This is a genomic window from Cellvibrio sp. BR (genome assembly GCF_000263355.1).
Taxonomy (GTDB): domain Bacteria; phylum Pseudomonadota; class Gammaproteobacteria; order Pseudomonadales; family Cellvibrionaceae; genus Cellvibrio.
The window spans coordinates 22,202-46,655 of the sequence record NZ_JH668208.1 but is presented as its reverse complement, the minus strand read 5'-3'; the positions used below and the strand labels follow the sequence as shown (position 1 = coordinate 46,655).

Genomic DNA, 24,454 nt, shown 5'->3' with positions numbered 1-24,454 from the left:
CTCATCGTTAGCATGGGCAAGAGTGTGCCGGCGTTAACCGGCCCCGGGTGGTGCTACTGATCCGCGGATAACTTGTTCACCGCCAATCAGATAGGTTTTTAACGGAGTGTTTTCTTCCAAGGCGAGTTGTGCGGCCTTTTGTCCCATTTCGAAATAGGGCAGCGAGACGGTAGTGAGTTTGGGCACCAGATTTTCCGCAATCATGCGGTAGTTGTCGTAACCCACAATCGAAATCGTTTCGGGAATTTTGTAGCCCATGCGGCGTATCAGCATGTAGACACGCATTGCCATTTTGTCGTTACCACACATGATTGCACTGGGACGCTCGGAGCGGGCCATAATGTCGCGCAGAATGTCGGGGATGGTTGCGAACTCATCTTCTGGATCGCGGCATACACCTTCATGGATAAGTTCCGCTTGCATTTCTACACCCATTTCCATGTGAGCTTTTTTGTAACCGCGCAGACGCAACACAGTTGCTGGCATATCATCAAACAGGGTCAAAAATGCGATTCGTTTGTGGCCGGCTTTTAATAAGTTTTTTGTTGCATCGTAAGCGCCACTTTCGTCATCTGGAATGATGGTCGGGTGGCGCAATTTTTTTTCAAAACAGTTCACCAGAATGAGTGGGCATTTATTGAAACTTTGTTCAATAGCGACTTCGCGGTGATAAACAGTGGCAAAAATAATCGCCTGCGCACGTTGGCGACGAAAGTCATTTACCAATCGTTCAAAGCTGGATGCCTTGCCACCCGATTCGCCGATCATCAGGAGTTTCCCCTGACGTTCACATTCATGCTGGATGCCCGCAATAATATCGAAGGAATCTGGCGTGGTGGTCAGTCGCTCGGTAATCAGGCACACAATGCCAGTCTCCTGCCCGCGTAGCGCTTGCGCAGCGGCAGAGGGATAGAATTCCAGAGCTTGCATGGCTGCATTGACGCGCTCGCGAGTTTTGTCGCTGACGCCGTCGTAGCCACTCAGAATGCGGGAAACTGTTTTTACCGACACGTTGGCATGTAGCGCTACATCTTTAATAGAAGTCATTTGTGTTCCATTGGCTGGGTGAGTTATCAGGCTTGTCTAAATACGAACATTTAGCTTGACATATTTCCTACCCTTTTCACTATAATGACCAACGATAGACATTTTGTCAATCCGCAAATAAAGCAATAAATAATCCGGGTTTAAGTTGTTGGAGTCCGTTATGGGATTGGTTAAGCGTTCGCGACTATTGATCATTGTCTTGTCTATCTCGCTAGTATTGCTGCTGGCTTGCTGGCCAAAACAACAGGCGCCACTGTTAGTGGCAATCAAGTTTGATGAGGGGCGTGGTGCACGGGTAAAGGATGCTGTTTCGGGGCGCGATTACCTCATTGCGCATCGCTTTCTGGCGGCGCGCTATAAGCCGGTGTCTGATCCTTACTGGCGGGAAAACTGCATTGCCGGTCAATGTTTGAAGTTTGATGGCTATAGCAATGCTGTGGAGTTGGCACCACTGGCGATACCCGCCTCCGGGGTGATGACACTCAGTATGTGGGTGGCGCCGCAAGCCTATGAATGGGGCGATGGCGGGTTGCCGTCGGGTTTGATTGGTCAATATCAGGCGGCGGAACATCAGGGGTTTGTACTGGGAATCGGGCGTCACGGCGAGTGGTTGGTGCAGTTTGGTGATGGAGTTGAAACTCACACGGTCACTGCCGGCCAGCGGTTGCCGGTTGATACCTGGTCCCATGTGGCGGTGCGTGTCGATAAGCCTGCACAATTGTTAATTTTTTATCGCAATGGCGAACCGGTGGCGACTCATAAGCTGCCAGCGCTGGCTCAGTTTCAGCTGCCTGCTGTGCCTTTGCTGCTCGGGCGCCATCCGGCGTCGCTGCTGCATTTGGGGCATTTTCATCTGCACAGTTTTAATGGCTTGATGGATGAGTTAGCGGTATTCGATGGCTCACTCTCAACCAATGAACACCAAGCGCTGTATACCCGTGGCTTGGTTGATGGGCAATTGCCTGCGCTTGCGCTGGCGGATACGACGATTGCACGCAGCGCGTTTGATGGCGACAAACACCGCCCGCAGTATCACCTCATGCCTGATGCCCATTGGATGAACGAACCGCACGGGCCGTTCTACTACAAGGGCAAATACCACATTACCTTCCAGAAAAACCCGCACGGGCCCTTTTGGCACCAGATCCACTGGGGACATTTGGTCAGCGATGACATGGTGCACTGGCAGGAGGTGGAAATGGCCTTGCGCCCCGAGGCGGGTGAGTTAGCGCCGGACGGTATTTGGTCGGGCAGTGCAACGCTGGATGCTGACGGTAACCCGGTGCTGTTTTTTACCGCCGGCAACGACCAGATGTTTCCCACCCAGCGAATGGCGTTGGCTCGCCCTAAAGACCTGACTGATCCACTGTTGCGCAAGTGGGTCGCGCACCCGGAAGCACTCATTACGCAGCAGCGCGATTGGGGTTTGTTTGGCCAGTTCCGCGACCCCTTTGTATTTTGGGATAAGACCGCCCAACAGTGGTATCAACTGGTGACCTCGGGCATTCCCGATGGCAGCGGCACGGCGCTGGTGTTTTCCTCCACTGATTTGCTCGGCTGGAATTACCTGGGGCCGCTGTTTAGCACCGATATCAAGGCCTATCCACAAGTTGGCCCGGTATGGGAGCTGCCGGTGCTATTGCCACTGGGTACCGGTCGCGACGGTCGCCCGCGCCACTGGTTTGGCATTAACTCCCACGGCGCTGGTGCGGTGGTGGAGGTCTATTACTGGATCGGGGTATGGGATGCCTCCACCGGCCGGTTTAGCCCGGATCACCCCGAACCGCGCCTGATGGACATAGGTGATCGCAAGTTCACCGGCCCCAGCGGTATGGTTGACCCGGTCACCGGACGCAGCATTTTATTCACCATAGCCCAGGGCGAAACTACCCGCCAACAAGAGGCCGAGAGCGGCTGGGCGCACAACGGTGGCCTGCCACTCAGCCTGTGGTTGGGCGAGGACGACCAACTGCGGTTTGCGCCTATCGCCGAGCTTTCCTCACTGCGCGGTGAAGCGTTGGTTGATGCCGCCAACATCAGCGGCGCCCAGGCCCAGGCACTGTTGGCACCGGTCAAGGGGGATTTGTTAGAGCTGGAACTGGTGCTGGATAGCGCGCAGTTGGTCGGTTCGACTGGCGCTGGTTCACTGGCGCTGGAACTGCGTAAAAACCCGCGTGCCAGTGAGCTGACCCGGCTCAGTTTGCAGCCTGCTGATGGTGCCTCGCGCTGGCGTTTGGCGCTGGATCGCACCCGCACCAGTCTCGATCCGGATGTGCTGAGTTATGGCGTGCAGGGTGGTGAGTTGGCGTTGGATGATGAAATCCGGCTGCGCGTATTTCTGGATCGCTCCATGCTGGAGGTTTATGTCAATGACCGCATTGGCCTGACCAGCCGAGTATTTCCCGCAACGCTTGATGCCCTTGGGCTCGGCCTTGAATTGCCACCCGCCGCAGTCGTGAAACGGTTGCGTGTGTGGCCGATGAGTGCCGCCCAAGGTGCCACGGTGCCCGCGGCTCCCGCCGCCTTTGAATACAGCGATACCACCTGGCAGAGCGCGCTGCCCAACCACGATTTTAGCCAGTGCAACCTCACCGGCTGGCAAGCGCAAGGCGCTGCTTTTACTGCCGCGCAGGTGGTGGCGGATCAGCGGGAGCTAAATCCCAGTGGGCGTATCCCCGGCGGTTGTCACTTGCTCGGTAGTTTAGCGGGTGGTGATGCCACCGGCGAGCTGCGCTCGGCGCCCTTTGTGCTGGGCGGTAACGGCCAGGTTAATTTCCTGATCGGCGGCGGTATGGACATGGACAATCTCTATGTCGCGCTGGTGGACCTTGAGACCGGCCGTGAGTTGATGCGCGTTACTGGCACCGAGGCGGCAGCGCTACCTGCCGGCACCAATCACAGCTTGCGCCGCGTTTACTGGGACCTCAAAGGTGCGCTGGGCAAAAGCCTCTATTTCCACATTCGCGATCAGGCCAAGGGCCCGCGCGCGTATCTCAATGTCGATGACTTTCATATTCCTGTGCAATCCACACTCATAACAGAGACTTCGCTATGACCAGTTTTACTACCCCTGCGCTACCCGCAGACGCTTGGCGCCCACAATTGCATTACTCGGCGCGCGGCAATTGGATTAACGACCCCAATGGGTTGTTTTACAAAGATGGCATTTATCACCTCTATTACCAGATGAACCCGGATGACAGTGTCTGGGGCAATATGCACTGGGGGCACGCGGTGTCGCCTGACTTGGTGCGCTGGCAGGAGTTACCCATAGCGCTGGATGCCGAGCCGGAAGGCTTGGGCTACGCATTTTCCGGTGGTGCCGTGATTGACTGGAATAACAGTTCCGGCTTGGGCGATGGAGTAAGCCCACCAATTATCGCCACCTATACCCAGCATTCCAAAGACGCAGTACAGGTGCAGAGCATCGCCTACAGCACCGACGGCGGTAAGCGCTTTGTGCCCTATGCGGGCAACCCGGTGATTGCCAATCCGGGATTGAAAGATTTTCGCGACCCCAAAGTTGTCTGGCATGAGCCAAGCCAGCGCTGGGTGATGGCGCTGGTGGCGGGCGATCGCGCGCATTTTTACACCTCAACTAACCTGTTGGAGTGGAGCTTTGCTTCGGAGTTTGGCGCTGAATCCGGCGCCCATGGCGGCGTGTGGGAGTGCCCCGAACTGTTCTCGCTCACCTGCGCCGAGACGGGTGAAAGCCGCTGGATTCTGACCATTAGCCTCAACCCGGGCGGCCCTAATGGTGGCTCGGCGATGCAGTATTTTGTCGGCCAGTTTGATGGGCAGGTGTTTCAAGTCGAGCACGAAGACACCCGCTGGTTGGATTTTGGCACCGACTTTTATGCCGGTATCACCTGGGATGGATTGCAATCCATGGGTGATGAGCGGGTGATGATCGCCTGGATGAGCAACTGGCAATACGCCAATAAAACTCCCACCGACAGCTGGCGCGGCGCTATGTCGCTGCCGCGACGGATGGCATTGCACAACGTAAACGGGCACTACCGGGTGGCCAGTGAACCACACGTCAACTTGTTGCAGGCTCGCCGCGGCGAGTTTGACTGGTTGTCGGCGCAAGCCATGGCGGCGGGTGAGTTGCTCAGCACTAGCGAGTTACCGCCTGTTGCGGAAATTGTGTTGCAACTGCGCTGGTCGGCGGCAGCCCCTCTGGTGGAATGGCAATTGATAAATGCGCAGGGCGAACAATTGAGCCTGGTGTTGGACGCTGCGCAGGCTAGGCTTAGTCTTGATCGCCGCCAATCGGGCTGGGATCAGGAAGGCTTTGGGCGCGAGATGCACGCGGAGCTGTATGCAAGTGCGCCCGGTTTTGCCGAGCTGCGGTTGTTTGTAGATCGCTCCTCGCTAGAGGTGTTTGCCAATGGCGGCCTGACGTGCCTGACCAGCTGCTGTTTTCCGCAATCGCCCTATTCGACGCTGCAATTGCATTTGCGCTCTGGCGCGCTGGATGCAGTTTCGGCCCAGATCTACCACCTGGAGTAACCGGCTATGACTATCTGTGTACTGGGCGAGGCGATTGCGGATTTAGTACCTACCGAACAGGGCTTGTACGACCCCAAAGTGGGTGGTTCCCCCTTTAACTTCGCGCGCTGTTTGGCGCGGTTGGGCGCACCAGTACGTTACGTGTCCCCCATTTCCAGCGATGCCCTTGGTGCGCGCATGCTGGATGAAATGCGCTTGCAGGCTATTGCATTTGATCCCGCCAACCGCTCACCGCTGCCAACCTCGCTCGCTTTGGTCGCCTATGACAATGGGCAGCCACGCTACAGTCTTTATCGCGAAGGCATTGCCGATACTGACTTTACCGTGGCCGGTGTGCTGGCGCAGATTCCCGCAGAAACCCGCATTTTTCATACCGGATCGCTGATGTTGGTGCCCGACGTAATTGACCGGGTAGCGTCGCTGCTGGAGCAGCTGCGTGCGCGCGGCATCGTGATCAGCCTTGATATCAACTTGCGCCCCGGTGTTGTGCGCGACCAGCAGGAGTATCGCCGGAAAATTCTTGCCTTGCTGCCACTGGCAGATGTGATTAAGGCCAGTGATGAGGACCTGGCGCTGCTCGGGCTTGATATCGGCGATATAAAACCGGTGATCGAGCGCTACTTTGCCGGTTCGTTGCTCATTTTTACCCGCGGCGATGAGGGTGCCACGGCATGCGTGGGCGGTCAGCAGTTTAGGGTGCCTGCCTATCCCGTGAGCCGTGTGCAGGACACCATTGGTGCTGGCGATACCTTCTACGGCGCTTTTATCGCGCGGATGTATGCAGTGACCAAGTCGCGTCTGGATTGGGCCGATGAGTCACTACTGCGCGGTGCATTGCAGCTTGGCTGTGCGGCAGCGGCGATTAACGTGACTCGCGCCGGTTGCCAGCCGCCATCCATGGCGGAGATTGAGGCCCTAATCAATGGCCGCTGTCATCTCTAGCGAAGAGGAAGGTTGGGCAAAACGAAACATTACACTTGTATATGAGTAGAAGAGTAACGGTAGTGTTGTTTTGCCTGTTCCATTTCAATGGCAGAGGATAAAAAACTTGCAATGAAACGATGGAATATTATTATGTCTATCGATGGTCAAAAATTTTTATCAACTGCACCACTCTTGTTGAAAGATCTATTAGTGATATTAAGCGAGTCGGCAAAACCAATAGAGAGAAAAGTAAAGTTCGGTCGTATTGGTTTATCTGGAAATGTCTAACGTTGGTCATTATGGCCTTGGTAGGGTAGGAAGATTATGAAAATAAATAAAATTCTCACTGCGATGCTCTTGATTCAGGGGAGTAGCTTACTGCTGCCCACAATGGTTTCAGCTCAGGTTGTCACTGAATCGGCACAAGATTCGGTCGCGGCGGAAAAATCTGTTAGCAAACAAGAAAAGGCTGAGGATCAAGGCCTTCAATTGGAAGAAATCATTGTTACCGGTACGGCGGGTGGCGGTCAGATGACCAAGTTTGAAGCCTCCTTTGGCATCACCACCATCAGCCAGGAGCAGATGAAGGAAATAGCACCGCAAAGCACCGCCGACCTGCTTGGCGAAGTGCCTGGTATTTTCACCGAGGGTGGCACCGCCGGTGAGGCGAGCAACAACGCCAACGTACGCGGTATTCCATCCTCCGGCGGGTTCAAGTTTTTACCCCTGTTGGTGGATGGACTGCCCATGTACGAAGAGCCGGAAATCGGCTTTATGAATAACGATGTGTTTATCCGTGCCGATTTGATGACCAAGTCAGTGGAAGCAGTACGCGGTGGCCCATCTGCTGTGCTCTACTCGCACGCCCTTGGCGGCGCGGCCAACTTTATTACCCGCACCGGTGGTGAAGAATACGAAGGCGCAGTGAAAGTGGAAGTGGGCGATTGGGGGCACTTGCGCAACGACTTTTTTGTCTCCGGTCCACTGACCGACCGTTTGACCTTTGCCGTGGGCGGTTTCTACCGCGTGTCTGATGGCGTGCGCGACCCAGGTTATACCGGTAATGATGGCGGCCAGATGCGTGGCAACCTGGTGTGGACCAGTGACGATGAGCTGACCAAGGTGGAGTTGCACGCACATATGCTGCGCGACAAAACCATCTTCTATCAAAACGTTCCCTTCACCATTCCGCGCGTCGAAGAACGCCCCACGGTGGACAATCCGGCGCGGGTGGACAACATTCAGGATCTGGGCATAGATCTGGCAAATGGCACGCTTGCGTCCAATGATTTGCGTACCGGCACCATTAAAACGGCGCAGGGCGATCGCGATTACGATCTGGCCAACGGCATCAACCCGAGTTTCGATACTTGGACCTTGAAGTTCAGCCGCGATTTCGACACCTGGAAAATCGAAAACAACATGCGTAAAACCGCTGGCGTCAGTGGTTTTAACGCCATCTTCGCCGGTACGCCGGTAAAGGCTGAACAGTTTACGGCTGACCGTGAGCGCAATGATGTTGCCAACCGCGCCTACACCGCCGCCCAGCAGTGTGATTTGGGTTCAGTCTATTTGTCTTACTTCGGGGTGGATGAAAACAATTGTGGCGATAACCTCAATGCGGCCAACCTCACCGAGTTCACCAATCGCTACCGCAGTTATAGCAATTTTGCCCTGCAGTATGCCGACGACGGCTCGCCGCTGGATTTGACCAACTCTCCCTATGTGGCCTTCCAAACCCTGTGGTTAGCGGAAGTGGAAGCCGAGATGTTTGTGGACGATCTGCGCCTGCACACCTCATTTGATTTGTTGGGTGAACACAACCTGACCTTTGGTACCTATTTCAGTAATTACGATCTGGGAACCCAGCTGACCATCACCGAAATGATTACCGATGTGACCGGCAGCCCACGCAAACTCGATTTGGTGGCAACCAACGCATCCGGCGCGCAAATCGGCCCGTCACTGACTGACTACGGCATTTATCGCCACGTAAATACCTTTCTCAAGGTGGATGACAAGCACCAGGCATTTGCTTTTTACATCAACGACGATTGGGCGATAACTGATCGTTTGGATGTCAACCTGGGCGCCCGCTGGCACCAGCTCAACATTGACAGCAACTACTTTTTTGCTGATACCGGTTCAGACATCACTCCGGCGGATGTGGAGGTGGGCAGCACCTCGGACACTCTGGCGGACAACAGTGTGGTGGGTTTGTCCGGGCGGGTACAGGCGCGTGAAATCGAGTTCAACCAAAATGGCTGGACCCTTGGCGCCAACTTCAGGTTGCTGGATAACATCGCCATCTTCGGGCGTGTGTCCGAATCTTTCCGTATGCCGCGCTCGGAAGTTATTTGGGCAGATCGCACCTCGGCTGACCCGATTCAAACCATCGATCAGCTCGAAGGTGGGGTGAAGTTTATGGGCGACACCTTTGACGCCTTTGTCACCGTCTTCTGGAATCAATTCCGCGCCACCGGCAACAACCATGAATACAAAGATATCGAAGACCCTGCTTGTCAGGTAACCGATGGCAATCTCATCGATTTAAACGAATGCCGCACTATTCAGGGTATTTCCCGCCGTGGTACCGAGAACATCGGGGTTGAGCTGGAAACGAATTGGCGCCCCGATCTGGTACCGGGCTTTACCTTGAGCACCACAGTGACCTGGCAAGACCCTCAATACTCCGGTGGCAATGTGCCGATTGTGGAACCCATCACCGAAGAGGTTGATGGGGTATTTGTGACCACCGGTTACCGCACCATTGAATCGGGTATCGACGGCAATATCCCGCGTCGTTTTGCGCGCCTGATGACCAACATTCGCCCCAGTTACGACCTGGAGTCGCTCACCGGTTTACCTGTCACGGTATATGGCGCGGCCCAGTATTTGGGTGAGCGTTTTGGCGAGGATGACAACCTGATTATCTACCCCGATTACTGGTACTTCGAAGCGGGTGTAATGGGGCAAATCAACGAGCAGTTCAGCGCCCAAATGCACGTCACTAACCTTACCAATGAAGCGGTTTTGACCGAAGGCGGCAACCTGGATGTGAATGTGGTTACGCAGGAAGGGGATCGCAATATCGCCTTGGGGCGCCCGCTGATGGGTCGCACAATCAAACTCAGTTTGACTTACGAATTCTGATGTCGAGAGGACGAATAATGAAAACAACATCCAGACTTATGCAATTGACCGCGCTGTTAGCCGTTTCCGGTGCGCTGGTCTCCTGTGGCGGTGACGCCGGTGGTGCCGGTTTTGAATTTACCGGTTATGTGGAACCGCAACAGGGCAATTCCGAAACCCTGTTTAAGGTGACCAATAGCGACCCGCTGCTCTTTAACCCGGCCAATGTAATCGCTGACTTTGAAGATGCCGACTTTATCCAGAACCCGGCCAATGGCTGGGTGGTTACTGGCCAGTTTGCAGAAGGTAAGGATTGGAATGTCCTTACTGCCAAGCTGGAAGGGGCACGTATCGGCAAGGTGGCAGTGAGCACCTGTGAAATCAACGGCAGCGATTGCGATAGCAATATTGGCAGCATGCTGACCCCGGCCTTTACTATTAATAATGACTTTATCAACTTCCTGATGACCGGCGGTGCTACACCAGTGGGTGTGCAGGTGCGCTTGGCGGGTACTGAAACCGTACTGCTGCAATTCCAGCCCAATACCTGCAGCAAGCCGGTATTGGGTGGCAACGACGATTGGTTCCACTTTGATGTGCGCGCACTCAAAGGCCAATCAGTGCAGCTGTATATTTTTGACAATGAAACGGCGGGCTGTGGTTTTGTCGCCTTTGACCATTTTTATCAAAGTAACAGTGCATTTGGCCAAACGGCTGCCAGCGCGGGTGAGCCTACCTCGGGTGTGGGTGTAACCCTGCCGGAAGATGGTATCTCCAACATTATTGGCAACTTTGATGATGCTGTGAAAATGGCAACCAGTACTGACTTTGGCGGTTTCGGATGGTCGGCGACAGGCGATTTTGCCAATCCACAAGTCGCAGGTGCCTGGCAGGGCGCCAGTATTGCCAAAGAGTCTGCTCGTATTGGCGATCGCGCTTTCTCCAGCTGTAGCACCTTTGCGGGCGGTTGTGCTTCGCTGCAGGGGACAGTGACATCGCCGGCGTTTACCGTGACCCAAAATTATCTCTATCTGTTGGCGGCGGGTGGTTCTGCGGACAACGAGGAAGTGGCGATTGAAGTGCTGCGTGCCGCGACCGATGAAGTGTTGGTGAGCTTTACCCCGAAAACCTGCGACAAGAACTTTATCGATGGCGATAACGACTGGTTCAAAGTGGACGTGAGTGCCATTCTGGGTCAGGAAGTCAAAGTGCGGGTGGCGGATCGCTCTACGGCACCCTGCGGTTTTATCGCGGTGGATCACGTCTATCAAAGCGGCAATGCCAGCTTCCTCAATGAGGATGGTGAAACCGTAACGCCGGTGGTGGGTGGTATTGCCAATATCCCTGAAGAGTTCCAGGCGTTTAATGTGTCTGTAGCCGCTGATGCCTTTACCGAAGGCCAAGTGGTAGGCAACTTTAACTCGGCGCTGGCGATGTTGGAGTCAGGTTGGATCGGCACCGGTGCGTTTGCCAATCCGGCGAGCGCTACTGCGTGGCAGGGTACTACCCGCTTTGACGCCGCTGCCCGCGTGGGCGAAGGTGCGGTGAGCACCTGTGAAATTAACGACAACGCGGAAGGCTGCGATGCACCTACCGGTACTCTCACCTCACCAGCGACTACTGTAGTGCAAGACTTCCTGTATTTCCTGATGGGCGGTGGTAGCGGTTCAGCGCCGGTCGGCCTGCGCATTATGGATAGCATCGGCAATGTGCTGCACAGCTACTCCCCCAACTCCTGTGGCCCGTCTTATATCGATGACAATTTCGATTGGACATCGGTTGATATGAGCGCCATCCGCAATGCCAGCGTGCGCTTCCAGTTGTTTGATGAAGAGGCCGGCGGCTGTGGTTTTGTGAGTTTTGATCACCTGTATCAAACCGAACGCGACCCTGCCAGCAATGACGGTGTACTGCCGAATCCAATGATCAGTGGTGGTGTAGTAACCCTGACCGACGAAACGCTGGCTAACCTGTCCTTCCGCACCGCACTGCCTTATGCCGACTCGGACAGCAATGTGATTGGCCGTTTTGACTCTCCCCAATCCACTCTGGATGCCGGCTGGGTAGCGACTGGATCCTTTGCCGCTTCAGTGGAAGCCACTGCCTGGGTTGGCACCACCCGCTTTGCAGAATCAGCCCGCGTCGGTGCGGGTGCAGTGAGTACCTGTGAACTCAACAACAACGCGGAAGGATGTGATGCGCCTGTGGGCACCCTGACATCGCCTGCCTTCACCGTCACTGCCGAACAACCTTTGCTCGCCTTCATGATGGGCGGCGGTAATGGCAGCGCTCCGGTCGGTTTGCGGGTATTAAACGCGGCGGATAATGCCGAGTTGGTGAAACACACTCCAAACAGCTGTGGTCCCTCACATATTTCTGGCGATGAAGACTGGGTAACACTGGATCTGACGGCCTACGTTGGGACTGAAATCAAAGTCGAGATTTTTGATAACGAGCCCGGCGGTTGTGGATTTGTCAGCTTTGACCATGTGCACATGACCAATGGTGAGGCCTATGACCCGGCGGCCACTGATGATGGCGAAGTGGTAGACCCAACCGCAACCCGCAATGTCACGCTGCCGAGCGACGCGTTTGAGCAGGTACTGGGCAACTTTGATGACGCCCAAGCCACGCTGGATGCTGGTTGGATTGTTACCGGCGCCTTTGCCAACCCTGCTACGCCTGACGCCTGGCAAGGCACTACCCGCGCGGGCAATACCGCGGCGGCCGGTGTAGGCGGTGGCGCAGTGAGCACCTGTGAAATGAACGGCAATGCCGAGGGCTGCGATGCACCTACCGGCACACTGACCTCACCGGCGTTCACCGTGGATGCCGCGCGCACCAAGCTGAATATGTTGCTGGCGGGTGGTAATGGCACTGCACCGGTGGGTGTGCGTGTGAAACGCGTCAGCGATGACAGCGAAGTGGCAGCCTATAGCCCTAACAGCTGTGGTCCATCACATATCGATGGCGATGATGATTGGGTAACCCTTGACCTGAGCGCCAATGTGGGTGAGAGCCTCTATGTTGAGATTTACGACAACGAGGCCGGTGGTTGTGGCTTCCTGAGTTTCGATCATCTGCATATGAGCAGTGTTGTCGCGCAGTTGCCCTAGTGGGCTGCCAACCCCGGAACCTGACGGTTAGTTACCGTCAGGTTGTTTGTCCGCACCATTTGCTATAGGTCACATCATGAAAACATTTGCTTCACAACATCGCCTGCAGAAACACGCTCTGTTGGTATCGCTTATCGCCAGCTTGACGCTCGCGGGCTGCAAACTGGGCGAAGTAGGGCCCTCCCCCAAATCAACCAATGAGCCAGAGCAACCGCCAGTGGCAACCGGCAGCTTGGTATTTCATCTCGCTTATGATGAGCCTTCCGGTAATACCGAGGAGCAGGTGAGCGACGCTGCGGTTGTTATTCAAAACCAATTCAACAATGCCGAGCGAGTGGCGGGTGTCAATGGCAATGCGCTGCGTACCGATGGCTTCTCTACCTTCCTCGATGCCAATTTTAGTCTGGCGAATCCCAAAAACCTGACGGTAGAAACCTGGGTAGCTTTGGAGTCTTATCCCTCGGATCGCGAACTACCTTACGACCAGCACAAACCCTCAGCCCTGGTTTCCCAGTTTGATGGCAGCAAAGGTTTTACTCTGGATATCAACACCTGGGGTGAATACAGCTTCCGGATTAATGTGGGTGGAACTCTGGTCACGCTCAAAGCCAACGAGCGCTTCCCGCTTAACGCCTGGACCCATGTGGCGGCAGTGGTGGACAGTGTGCAGGGCAAGGTCAGCCTGCTGCTCAATGGTGTGCTGGTTGCCAGTAGTAACATCAGCAAAAACCAGACCCTGCAACTGGCCGAACGCCCCTTGCGCGTGGGTAAAAGCCATACCGATATCGTGGATGGTATTTTCCTGCTGAACGGTATCAACGGCGCCTTTGATGACACCCGTGTTTACGATTATCCGCTCACCAGCACCGCACTTTTAGCCACCTATCAAGCGGGCAGCAGCGCCGATAGCGATGCCGCCATCAAAACGCCTGCTAGCCGTTTTGCCAATGACTTGCAGCGCCCCAAATTCCACGCCATGCCACCGGCAGGTTGGACCAATGAGCCTCACGGTTTGGTGCGCAACGGTAACCAACTGCACATGTTTTACCAGCGCACACCTAACGGCCCGTTCAAAACCCAATCCCATTGGGGCCATATGGTGAGTGAAGATTTTGTAAATTGGACCGTACTGCCCGATGCGCTCTATCCCACGCTGGATCAAGGCAGCACCAGTGGTTTTGACATGAAGGGTATCTGGGCAGGTGATGTGGTAGTCAGCAACGGCAAGGCTTATGCCTTTTACACCAATGTTAACCACTCGGGGGATTTCAACCCCGGCATCGCTCTGGCAACCAGCGACACGGAAAACTTCCTGACTTGGGAAAAGCAGGAACCCTTGATCGATAGCGATCAAGTACAGGATTTCCGTGACCCCTATTTATGGGAGGAAAATGGTACCTGGCACATGTTGATCGGCGCCAAGGTGCAGGGGAAAGGCGGCTTGGCCTATTACACCTCCACCAATCTGTTGGATTGGACCTACAAGCCAACCTTTAGCAGCGTGAGCTACGCCAATATGGATGTGGGTTCCGAGGTTTGGGAGCTGCCGGTATTTGAGCCTATCGGCAATGGTAAGCACATTCTGGTGGTCAATCCGGTGGGTGGCGCGGTAAGTAAATACGACAACAACAACCCGACGCGTGGCCTCTATTGGATGGGTACCTGGGCGAATGGTGTATTCACGCCGGACTACATTCAGCCGAAAAAACTCGATTTGGTACGCGGCCATCTGTCGCCCACCGTTGAACGCAATGAAGATGGTGTGCTGACGGCGATTGGTATTGTGGATGAGCGCCGCGGCTCGCAAGCGCAGTTAGATGCCGGCTGGGCACACACCTTTAGTTTGGCGCGGGAATGGTACTTGTTGCCGGATAACGCCACGCTTGGTCAGCGCCCGAGCGAGTATTTGACCAGTCTGCGCACCGCGGCTACGCCAACCTCTGTTGCCAACCTGTCCACTGCTGACGTGACCGCTACCGGTGCCACTGGCCGCCAACTGGAGTTTGTACTCACGCTGGATCCTAACAGCACGGCCGAGCGCTACGGTTTTGAAGTATTGGCCAACGCCGACCGCTCCGAATACACGCGGGTTTATTACGACGCGATTGGCAAACGTATCGTGTTGGATAAACGCAACAGCACCACTACCAACGAAGAAGACAAAACCTTGTTAGTGGAAAATTACGATGAAGCGGCCTTTGGTAAACCCACCAAATTCCATGTGTTTATCGACGGTTCGGTGGTGGATGTATTTATTAACGATGCGGCTGCCTTCAGCTTCCGTAGCTATCCCACCAAGGCTGACAGCCATGGCATTAACTTGTTTGCGGCGCAAGGCACAGCAACCTTTAGTGCACTGGATTATTGGTCGTTAAAAGCCATTGCACTGCAGTAATACTCTGCCGTGCCTGGTAAGTAGTAAGTAACAAACAGTCCCTAAGTTTGTTTTGTGTGATCCCTCGTTGTTGTAAGACCCTGAACTTGGCCGCGCTTGCGCGGCCCTTTTTTCGGGCAGCTCAGGTAATCAAGGGGGCGCATAGTTGATGCGATATTTCACTTTTTTTCTAATGGTTCTGCTCTGCTGTACCCCGGTGTTGGCAGAACCTTGGGTGATAAAAATACCTCGCGCCGGTGCGCCGGGGGTTGATGCACCCAGCTATTACCCGGAAGCGCTGCTGGCATTGGCGCTGGCCAAAACTGAATTTATTTATGGCGGTTTTCAGGTGCAGTATGCGGATGATATGCACTCCTCAGATCGGCTGCGCGCCATGCTGATTACGCATCAGGGAATCGATGTAATGTGGTCAACGGTGACAGGTCAGCGCGAGCGCGAAATGCGCAGCATAGATCACGATATTTTTCGCGGCATAAATGGTTATCGCCGATTAATTATTCGGAAGGCGGACACTGCAGAATTTGCGGCTATCACCAGCATTACCGATTTGCGGCAGTTCAAAAGCGGGGTGGGCGCGCAGTGGTCGGACAAGGATATTTTTGCCTACAACCAATTGCCGCAAGTGGCGGGTACCCGGTTGGATTTACTGGCAAAAATGTTAGCGGTGAGGCGCTTTGATTATCTCGCGCGCGGTCTGCACGAGTACGAATACGACTTGACCAGTTTTGCCAATGGGCAGTTAACCCTGGCTGACAATCTGCTGCTCCACTATTGCCAGCCGGTAAAGTTTTTTGTGAACAAAAATAATCATCGCCTGGGCGACCGGCTGTCAATCGGCCTCGCTTTGGCGCAAGCAGATGGCAGTGCCGACGCGCTCTTTAACAGCGTGCCCGCGCTGCGGCAGGCACGCAGCGCGATCAACCATTTCAATGGCCGCTTAATTCCATTGGCAAACCCGGTGTGTAGTACCAAGTAGTACCACATAGCCCCGACTAACACTGAATGTAGTGAAGCAGTAACCTAATTATTTTTTTGCGAGGAAATATCTAACGATATTCATTTTGTAAGGGAGTCGGACTGGCGGCGCGTCTGGGATATAGACGTTTTTCGCCCTCAGCCTCAACCACAGTAATGGCGCAATAGCGCGGAGCAAATGATGAAAATAATAATGAGACAATCACTCTGGAGCACAGCGGCAGCAGCCCTGATTACCCTGGAGTCGGCAATGGCAGCAGCGCCTTTGGTGGCGCTGAATTACGAAGAGTCCAATAGCAGCGCCCAGGTAATTAACAGCGCTGGCGGCAGCGACTTTACCGTTAACAGTTACACCAACCAGAACTCACCCGAGCGGGTTCCGGGAGTGAGCGGCAAGGCGCTGCGCACTGACGGCTACTCCACCTGGGTAACTGGCCCCTTTGCCCCCAGTGGCGGCGCGGCAGTGACTAACCAGTTTGCGCTGAGTACCTGGATTGCGTTGGAGTCCTACCCCTCAACCAAAGAAGGCGATCACCGCGACTCGGCGCTGTTGCACCAGTTTGCCAGCGGCAACGGTTTTCGCCTGGGCATGAACACTTATGGCGAGTGGTGGTTTGATGTCAACATTGCCGGCAACCTGCGCAGGCTGAATGCTCCGGCACTGTTTCCGCTCTACGAGTGGAGCCATGTGGCTGCCACGGTTAATAACGGTGTGGTAACGCTTTACCTCGATGGTAGCCAGATCGCGCAGCAGCAATTTGCATCGGGCAACCTCACCCTTTCACCCTCTACACCGCTCACTATCGGTCGCAGCGATCAAGTACAGATGGACGGGGTGTTTGAAGTGAATGCCATCAACGCTGCTTACGACAGTACCCGCGTTTACAACAGCCTGCCCAGTGCGGGCGATTTTCAGGCTGAATACCTGGCTGGCCGCGATACCCCCTGGCGCGACTCCATCGACGTACCCGATACCCGTTTTGTGGACGACATACTGCGCCCGCGTTATCACGCCATGCCCAAGGCCAATTGGACCAATGAGCCGCATGGGTTGGTGCGCTACAACAATCAGTACCACATGTTTTACCAGCGCACACCCAATGGCCCCTATAAGTGGATGATGCATTGGGGTCATATGGTGAGCGACGATCTGGTGCATTGGCACGATCTGAAAGATGCCATCTACCCCATGCAAAACCGCGACGGGATTTATGGTCTGGGTTCCAAAGGCATTTGGTCAGGCAATGTGGTGATCGATAACAACAAGGCGCACGCTTACTACACCACGGTCAACTACGACGGCGATTTTGATCCGGGTGTTGCTTGGTCATTCAGTACGGAAAGCGGCAATAACTTTGAACACTGGCAGCATAAGGGCGGGGTGATGGATAAAAACCTGCCCAACCCCGGTGGCATAGACGATATCCGCGACCCCTATGTGTGGAAGCAGGACAACCTTTGGCACATGATCATCGGTGCAGATTTGGCAGGCCCTAAAAATGCGGGCTTGGAGCACTACACCACAAGCAATCTGGACAGTGGTAATTGGGTGCGGGCTAGTGCGCCCTTTAGCTCGGTGGCTTTTTCCAGCATGAATATTGGCTCCAATATTTGGGAAATGCCGGTATTTGAATACATCGGCACCCACAATGGTCAGGCCAAGTATGTGTTGGTGGTCAGCCCCATCGGCGGCGATATGCAAAAAAATACCGCGCCCTATGTGCGCAGTGTTTACTGGACCGGCACCTGGAATCCCAATGCGGCCAATGGTGCAGGGCAGTTCACTCCCGACTACCACCAACCGAAAAATCTGGATGTGATTCATGGCCATTTGTCGCCCACTATTACCCGCGCAGCCAATGGTGACCTGGTGGCGATTGGCATAGTGGATGAACGCACTAATTCCGAGCTGCAAAACCAATTGGGTTGGGCGCATACCTTTGGTCTACCACGAGTGTGGAACCTGTTGAGTGACGGTCAGACCTTAGGTCAGAAGCCGGTTGCTGCACTCACAACGCTGCGCAATGGCAGCCCGACTACTGTGACCAATCAAAACGTGAGCAGTGAGACAACCCTGTCCGCCAGTGGTAATCAGGTGGAGATCATCGCCCAGGTCAATCTGGCACAAGTTGGCAGCAGTTATGGTTTGGTCATTGCCGCCTCGCCTGACCGCGATGAGTACACCCGCATTTATTACGATGGCGATAATCTTGTCATCGACAAAACCCATTCCACCAATCGCTCCGGTATGGAGGAGTCCAACCTTTATACCGGCGCCTACGACGAGGCAGCGTTTGGTGTGCCGCAAAAATGGCAGGTGTTTGTCGACCGCTCGGTGGTGACCGTTTTTATCAACGACAAGGCGGTGTTTGAAAATCGCATTTACCCGGCGCGCAGCGACAGCACCCAAATCGCCCTTTACTCAGCCGGTGGCACCACCCAATTCACGCAGGTGGATGTCTACCAACTCAATTCTGCCGATACCACGTCAGATACCAAGCTGCAGCTGAAAACGCCAACGGCAGTGGTTGAGCATGCCGAAAATGGCGCGACTATTGATGTACAGCTGTTTAACAACCAGTTTGCGAATAGCCTGAATAGCAGTAATTGGAGCCTGAGTGGCCTGCCCGCTGGCGTGACTTTGGGCAGTGTGAGCCGTATTAGCGATACTTTGGCGCGCCTCACCCTGAGTGGAAATTCCAGTGTGGATTACGACACGGACATCACGGGGTTGGTATTACAGGTGGCGGCCAATCAGGTGCAAAACGGCCCGAATGTGAGCCAGCTTCGTGCCACGGGGGGGCGCCTCACTGCAGTGGTTGAAACAGTTACTGGCATCACCTTGCAGGCCGAAGGCAGCTTGACGGAAGGCACTGAAAGTACCAAAAGTATTTTGGTGCATCTCAGTAACAACCAATTCGTCTCGCCGCTCAATAGCGCGCACTGGACCATCAGCAACCTGCCTGCCGGCTTGGGTTACAGCTTGCAGTGGGTAGATGCAGATACTGTGCGTCTGATCCTGACCGGAACCGCGCTGGACTACGACACCAATATCACCAACCTGACTGTGAGCATCGCGCCCGCTGCCCTGGTGAATAGCGACGCCCAACTCCACGGCGCGCCTGTCAGTGCCAACTCCGGTGTGACCTTTGTGGCCAATAGTGGTCTGCTGCGCTATGACTTTGAGTCAGGCGACCTCAGTGGTTGGTTTGCCACCGGCGATGCCTTTACCAATCTGGGTGTAAGTGATGCTACCAGTTGGTGGGGCGGGGCTTTTAATCATCAGGGCAGCTACCACTTTTGGGGAGTAGATAGTGGTGGCGATGCCGCACAAGGTACTATGCGCACCGGCCCTTTTGTACTGGAAGGTGATGGTCAGATCCGCTATTCAATTGCCGGGGGCAAGATCCTCGACAACCTCTATGTCGCCCTGGTTAATGCTTGTACCGGGCAGGAGTTGTATCGCGGCACCGGCACCAATACCGAGACTTATCGCACGCGTTTGCTGGACGCCAAAGACCACATAGGGCAGATCCTCTATTTCCGGGTGGTAGACAATACCAGCGGCGGTTGGGGGCATATTAATATCGACGATCTGCGCATCCCGGTCGCTGACAACCAACATGGCGCTATTCCCACCAGCATCAGCACCGCTGCCACCAGTGTGAGCCTGACACCGTCGGTGCGTCAGGTGGAAGTAGGGCAAACCATCAGCTTCAGTGCCACCGTGGCTCCCATTACCGCCTGTAATAAAGCGGTGACCTGGGCTAGCTCCAACACCGCGGTCGCCACTGTCAACAATGGTGAGGTGGTGGCACAGAGTGCAGGTCGCGCCACTATCACTGCCACCACGGTCGATGGCAGTTACACCGCCACGGCCAGTGTGCAGGTTTACCCGGCAGCAGTAACCCGCGTCTACGATTTTGAAGCCGGTAATCTGGATGGCTGGACAGTAACCGGCACTGCTTTCTCTACCGCCGATATCAGCACTGCCACAACCTACTGGGGCAGCAACCCATTTAACCAGCAGGGCGCGAAACATCTCTGGGGTCATCTAAGTGGTGGCGATGCCGATACCGGCAGCCTTACCAGTGCACCTTTCGTTCTTTCAGGTGACGGCATAGTGCGGCTGCTGCTGGCCGGCGGCAACGATATCAACAACCTCTATGTCGCGGTTGTGCGAGTGAGTGATGGGGCGGAATTGGCGCGCATCACCGGCAATAGCAGCGAGGGGTATGAGGAGCGCACGCTGGATGTATCCGCTCACAAGGGCCAATTACTGCAGCTAAAAGTGGTGGACAACAGCGTCGGTAGTTTTGGTCACCTCAATCTTGACTATGTGCGTATTCCCGAGCGTTTAGCCGCAATTGGTGGGCAGCTGGTGTACGACTTTGAAGCGGGCACTCTGGACGGTTGGACAATCACAGGCACAGCTTTTTCCAGCGCCGACATCAGCAGTGCTACCAGTTATTGGGACGGCTATCCGTTTAACCAGCAGGGCGCCAAACACCTGTGGAGCTTCCAGTCTGGTGGTGATGAACTGACTGGCAGTATCACTACTCAAACATTTACTCTGGGCGGCGATGGTGTCATTCGCGCCAAGCTCTCCGGCGGTAACGACCTCGCCAACCTCTATTTGGCTGTTATACGCGCCAGCGATAATCAGGTGTTGCTCAAGGTGACCGGCAATAACAGCGAAGGTTATTCCGAGGTGGCGCTGGATGCCTCAGCCCATCTCGGCGAAACCCTGAAGGTGAGTCTGGTCGACAGTGCGACTGGCGCCTTTGGTCATATCAACCTCGACGACCTGCGCATTCCAACCGGCAGCAGCTATAGCCAAGCGGTGTATGACTTTGAGTCGGGCGATCTGTCCGGTTGGACCGTTACCGGCAATGCCTTCAGTGCTGGTGATGTCACGAGTGATAGCTGCTACTGGGTGGAGTGTTACAGCTTTAATCGTCACGGCAGCTACCACTTGTGGGGCTTTAAAGAAGGTGGTGATAGCCAAACGGGAGAGCTGCGCACCCCCCATTTCACTCTGGGCGGCAATGGTGTGTTGGCCATGCTGCTCGGCGGTGGCAATAACCTTGAACTGCTGCCGGTAGCTGTGGTGGACAGCCTGACTAATCAGGTGCTGGTAAAAATCAGCGGTAGCGATTCGGAAGCACTAAGTGAGCGCACGCTGGACGCTAGCCTCTACATCGGGCGCAAGGTTTACCTGCGCGTGACTGATAACAGTACTGGCGGTTGGGGCCACTTGAATCTGGATTATGTGCGGATTCCGCAAATGAATTAACCCGTGTTTTAGCCTATTGCCCGCGCGCTTCGGCAGCGGGCTTTTTTGTTTGGGAGAGATAACCGTGACACTTAAAAAAATCCTTGCCGTACTGGGTATAAGCCTGCCAGGTTTGCTGGCGCTACCGCTCGCCGCCAGCGATGAGAATTATCGCCCGGCGTTCCACTACGCGCCCCAGCACAACTGGATGAATGACCCTAATGGCATGGTGTATGTGGATGGCGAATACCATCTGTTTTACCAGTACAACCCCTATGGCCACGCTTGGGGGCCAATGCACTGGGGCCATGCCGTTAGCCGGGATTTATATAGCTGGCAGGAGTTACCCATCGCGCTGTATCCCGATCAACTCGGCACAATTTTCTCTGGCAGCGCTGTTTTTGATAAAAACAATACCAGCGGCCTCGGCACCAAAGACAATCCCCCACTGGTAGCGATTTATACCTATAACCACCAATTCCGCGAGCACAAAAGCCTGCCCGCGGGGCAATCACAAGCGCTGGCGTACAGTTTGGATAAAGGCCGCAGCTGGCAAAAATATGCGCACAACCCGGTGTTAACTAATCCAGCCGAGCGGGATTTTCGCGACCCAAAAGTGTTTTGGTTTGAAGCGGATCAAAAATGGATTATGAGTCTCGCGGTGAATAAAAAAATAAGTTTCTACTCATCCAGTAACTTGATCCAGTGGCAGCATGAAAGTGATTTGGCGGTTGATCTTAGTGCGGAAAATGCAGTTGTTGAATGTCCTGATCTCATTCCGTTGTACATAGAGGGAAGCACAACACAAAAATATGTTTTGCTGGTCAGCGTCAATCACGGTGCCGTTAATGGCGGCTCGGGCACCCAGTATTTTGTGGGCGATTTTGACGGTAAAACGTTTAGCCTCGACTCGCAATTTAGCGCCCAGTTGCAGCAAAACATTCAACAAGGCGAATCCCCCGCCGAGTGGTTGGATTATGGTGCGGATAACTACGCGGGTGTCGGTTGGTCCAATTTGCCGGATCAACGCGCGCTCACCATCGGCTGGATGAACAATTGGGATTACGCACAAAACACGCCGCTGAAATCCTGGCGCGGCGCCATGACCTTGCCGCGTGAATTGAGCTTGGCGCAAACCAACGGGCGCTATGTTGTTAAATCCATACCTGCGCGCGAAATCACCGCGCGCATCAAACAAAATATTGCGCTTACACCCAACAAAATCAGCGGAAAATATGAATTATTAACTGCGCAGGGGCTTAACGAATTTCCGCAATATGTGCAGTTGCAGTTAAACAGTCAGGCGGGTAGCCGCATCGAATTGGAACTGGGTGCGGGCCGTGAGCGGTCGCGTTTAACTATTGATCGCGACCAGATGCAAGTATTGTTTGATCGCAATAAATCCGGCCTGACGGAATTTTCCGATAAGTTTGTGGGCGTACAGCGCGCGCCGCTCAGAAGCAAACAGGACAATATTACGCTGGAGCTTTATATCGATAATTCCTCCATCGAAATATTTATTAACCAAGGCGAAGTGGTTTTTACCAATCAAATTTTCCCCACGCAAAAACCCAGTCAGTTAATCATTAAAAGCAATAAGCCCTTGGCGTTAACGGCGGGGCATGCGGGATATTTTTAAGCTATTCAGGCGGCCAGCGGTTGGGTAAACCGCTGGCTATTTTTGCTGTCGTTACACGTCAGTTTTTGCCACTGTTTTTTCAATGTTGGGGCAAGTGGTTGCGGTGAGTGTGAGGTTGTATGAAAAATATTTTAATGTGGGCAATTACAGTATCTATTGCCGGTTTTTTGTTTGGGTTTGATACGGCGGTAATATCCGGTGCCGACTTGCGCCTGCAAGCGCTGTGGAATACCAGCCCGCTTACGCATGGCTTATTGGTTATGTCTTCCGCGCTCTGGGGAACCGTAGTGGGCGCGCTATTTGGTGGCATTCCCTGCGATCGACTGGGGCGCAAAAATACGCTGATTATTATTGGCGTATTGTATGTAGTCAGTGCTATAGGTTCAGCACTGGCGAATGACCCCTACGTGTTTTCGCTGCTGCGTTTTATCGGTGGTGTCGGTATAGGCATCTCCTCCATTGTTGTGCCTGCCTATGTGGCGGAGATTGCACCGGCCAAATACCGTGGGCGTTTAGTGGCCACCTATCAATTTCAAATTGTATTTGGAATTTTGGCTGCGTTCCTCAGTAATTATTTGATCTCCGGTAGCAGCGAAAATGACTGGCGTTTTATGCTCGGCGTAGTGGCTATCCCCTCGGCTATTTTTCTGCTGCTGGTATTTGCGGTGCCGGAGAGCCCGCGTTGGTTGTTGTTAGAAAAAAATAACGTGCAAGCGGCGCGCAATATCTTTATCAAAATGGGCGATAGCCCGCAGGCGGCCGATGCCGCTATTGCTGAAATCAATGCCGCTCGCAGCAGCGACCCACACGAACCGTTGCTGCAAAAAAAATATCTTATGCCGATCATGCTGGCATTTTTAATCGCCTCGTTTAATCAACTGTCGGGTATCAATTTCATTATTTATTTTGCCCCGCGAATTTTTAGTCTGGCAGGGTTGGATGCCGCTTCATCGCTACTATCGTCCGCTGGTGTGGGCACAATCAATTTGATCTTCACCATGATTGGTTTGGCGTTAATCGACAAATTAGGCCGTAAAACCTTGATGCTGATCGGCTCGATTGGCTACCTCATTTCCCTGAGTGTAATCACCTGGGCTTTTTATACTGGCGCAGGCGGTATGGTGGTGGTGTTTTTTGTGTTTGCGTTTATCGCCGCACATGCCATCGGGCAGGGCGCTGTCATTTGGGTATTTATTGCTGAGATCTTTCCCAATAGCGTGCGCGCCAAAGGTCAGTCGCTCGGTGCTAGTACCCACTGGATTTATGCAGCACTAATCACCCTGTTAATACCCAGTTTTTTAAGCAGCTATGAGCCGCATAATATTTTTGGCTTTTTTACCTTGATGATGTTGCTGCAGTTGGCGTTTGTGATCTGGATGATGCCGGAAACCAAGGGGCGTACACTGGAATCTATAACTCATAAATTTCATTGATTT

Annotated in this window: 12 protein-coding genes; 11 read left to right on the top strand and 1 reads right to left on the bottom strand. The window is 54.2% G+C overall.

The window, feature by feature from the left end:
- Positions 1–33: 33 nt before the first annotated feature.
- Positions 34–1,047, bottom strand: coding sequence for a LacI family DNA-binding transcriptional regulator (locus O59_RS19930; protein WP_007646003.1), 1,014 nt, complete (start codon positions 1,045–1,047; stop codon positions 34–36).
- 160 nt (positions 1,048–1,207) lie between these two features.
- On the opposite strand from O59_RS19930, the gene O59_RS19925 reads away from it, so the two are divergent.
- The 11 genes from O59_RS19925 to O59_RS19875 all read left to right on the top strand — a co-directional run bounded on the left by O59_RS19925 (position 1,208) and on the right by O59_RS19875 (position 24,451).
- Complete coding sequence (locus O59_RS19925) at positions 1,208–4,102, top strand: GH32 C-terminal domain-containing protein (RefSeq protein ID WP_050977143.1); 2,895 nt, start codon at positions 1,208–1,210, stop codon at positions 4,100–4,102.
- Positions 4,099–5,562 (top strand): glycoside hydrolase family 32 protein, encoded by a 1,464-nt coding sequence (locus O59_RS19920; RefSeq protein WP_007645999.1) that lies wholly within the window; start codon positions 4,099–4,101, stop codon positions 5,560–5,562. Before O59_RS19925 ends, O59_RS19920 begins: the two co-directional genes overlap by 4 nt.
- 6 nt (positions 5,563–5,568) lie before the next feature.
- Complete coding sequence (locus O59_RS19915) at positions 5,569–6,504, top strand: carbohydrate kinase (RefSeq protein WP_007645997.1); 936 nt, start codon at positions 5,569–5,571, stop codon at positions 6,502–6,504.
- 132 nt (positions 6,505–6,636) lie between these two features.
- A complete protein-coding gene (locus O59_RS19910) occupies positions 6,637–6,774 on the top strand; it encodes a hypothetical protein (RefSeq protein WP_157152673.1) in 138 nt (45 codons plus the stop codon).
- Between the two features lie 36 nt (positions 6,775–6,810).
- Positions 6,811–9,639, top strand: a complete 2,829-nt coding sequence (locus O59_RS19905) for a TonB-dependent receptor domain-containing protein (RefSeq protein ID WP_007645994.1) — start codon at positions 6,811–6,813, stop codon at positions 9,637–9,639.
- Positions 9,640–9,656: 17 nt separating this feature from the next.
- Positions 9,657–12,734, top strand: coding sequence for a hypothetical protein (locus O59_RS21220; RefSeq protein ID WP_157152672.1), 3,078 nt, complete (start codon positions 9,657–9,659; stop codon positions 12,732–12,734).
- A 76-nt stretch (positions 12,735–12,810) separates the two neighbouring features.
- A complete protein-coding gene (locus tag O59_RS19895) occupies positions 12,811–15,129 on the top strand; it encodes a GH32 C-terminal domain-containing protein (protein ID WP_007645990.1) in 2,319 nt (772 codons plus the stop codon).
- 148 nt (positions 15,130–15,277) lie between these two features.
- Positions 15,278–16,105 carry a hypothetical protein gene (locus O59_RS19890; protein WP_157152671.1) on the top strand — a complete coding sequence of 276 codons (828 nt, stop codon included), beginning with the start codon at positions 15,278–15,280 and terminating at the stop codon, positions 16,103–16,105.
- Positions 16,106–16,297: 192 nt separating this feature from the next.
- On the top strand, positions 16,298–21,400 hold the full coding sequence (locus O59_RS21215) for a GH32 C-terminal domain-containing protein (RefSeq protein ID WP_198284841.1): 5,103 nt from the start codon (positions 16,298–16,300) through the stop codon (positions 21,398–21,400).
- 64 nt (positions 21,401–21,464) lie between these two features.
- Complete coding sequence (locus tag O59_RS19880) at positions 21,465–23,018, top strand: glycoside hydrolase family 32 protein (RefSeq protein ID WP_007645986.1); 1,554 nt, start codon at positions 21,465–21,467, stop codon at positions 23,016–23,018.
- Between the two features lie 119 nt (positions 23,019–23,137).
- Entirely contained in the window at positions 23,138–24,451 is a 1,314-nt protein-coding gene (locus O59_RS19875) for a sugar porter family MFS transporter (RefSeq protein WP_007645984.1), read from the top strand.
- The last annotated feature ends 3 nt before the right edge of the window (positions 24,452–24,454 follow it).

What these genes read in the sequence shown, in the direction of transcription:
- O59_RS19930 (WP_007646003.1), bottom strand. Translation starts at nt 1,047, where the DNA reads ATGACTTCTATTAAAGATGTAGCGCTACATGCCAACGTGTCGGTAAAA.
- O59_RS19905 (WP_007645994.1), top strand. Translation starts at nt 6,811, where the DNA reads ATGAAAATAAATAAAATTCTCACTGCGATGCTCTTGATTCAGGGGAGT.
- O59_RS19895 (WP_007645990.1), top strand. Translation starts at nt 12,811, where the DNA reads ATGAAAACATTTGCTTCACAACATCGCCTGCAGAAACACGCTCTGTTG.
- O59_RS19920 (WP_007645999.1), top strand. Translation starts at nt 4,099, where the DNA reads ATGACCAGTTTTACTACCCCTGCGCTACCCGCAGACGCTTGGCGCCCA.
- O59_RS19915 (WP_007645997.1), top strand. Translation starts at nt 5,569, where the DNA reads ATGACTATCTGTGTACTGGGCGAGGCGATTGCGGATTTAGTACCTACC.
- O59_RS21215 (WP_198284841.1), top strand. Translation starts at nt 16,298, where the DNA reads ATGAGACAATCACTCTGGAGCACAGCGGCAGCAGCCCTGATTACCCTG.
- O59_RS19890 (WP_157152671.1), top strand. Translation starts at nt 15,278, where the DNA reads ATGCGATATTTCACTTTTTTTCTAATGGTTCTGCTCTGCTGTACCCCG.
- O59_RS21220 (WP_157152672.1), top strand. Translation starts at nt 9,657, where the DNA reads ATGAAAACAACATCCAGACTTATGCAATTGACCGCGCTGTTAGCCGTT.
- O59_RS19910 (WP_157152673.1), top strand. Translation starts at nt 6,637, where the DNA reads ATGTCTATCGATGGTCAAAAATTTTTATCAACTGCACCACTCTTGTTG.
- O59_RS19875 (WP_007645984.1), top strand. Translation starts at nt 23,138, where the DNA reads ATGAAAAATATTTTAATGTGGGCAATTACAGTATCTATTGCCGGTTTT.
- O59_RS19925 (WP_050977143.1), top strand. Translation starts at nt 1,208, where the DNA reads ATGGGATTGGTTAAGCGTTCGCGACTATTGATCATTGTCTTGTCTATC.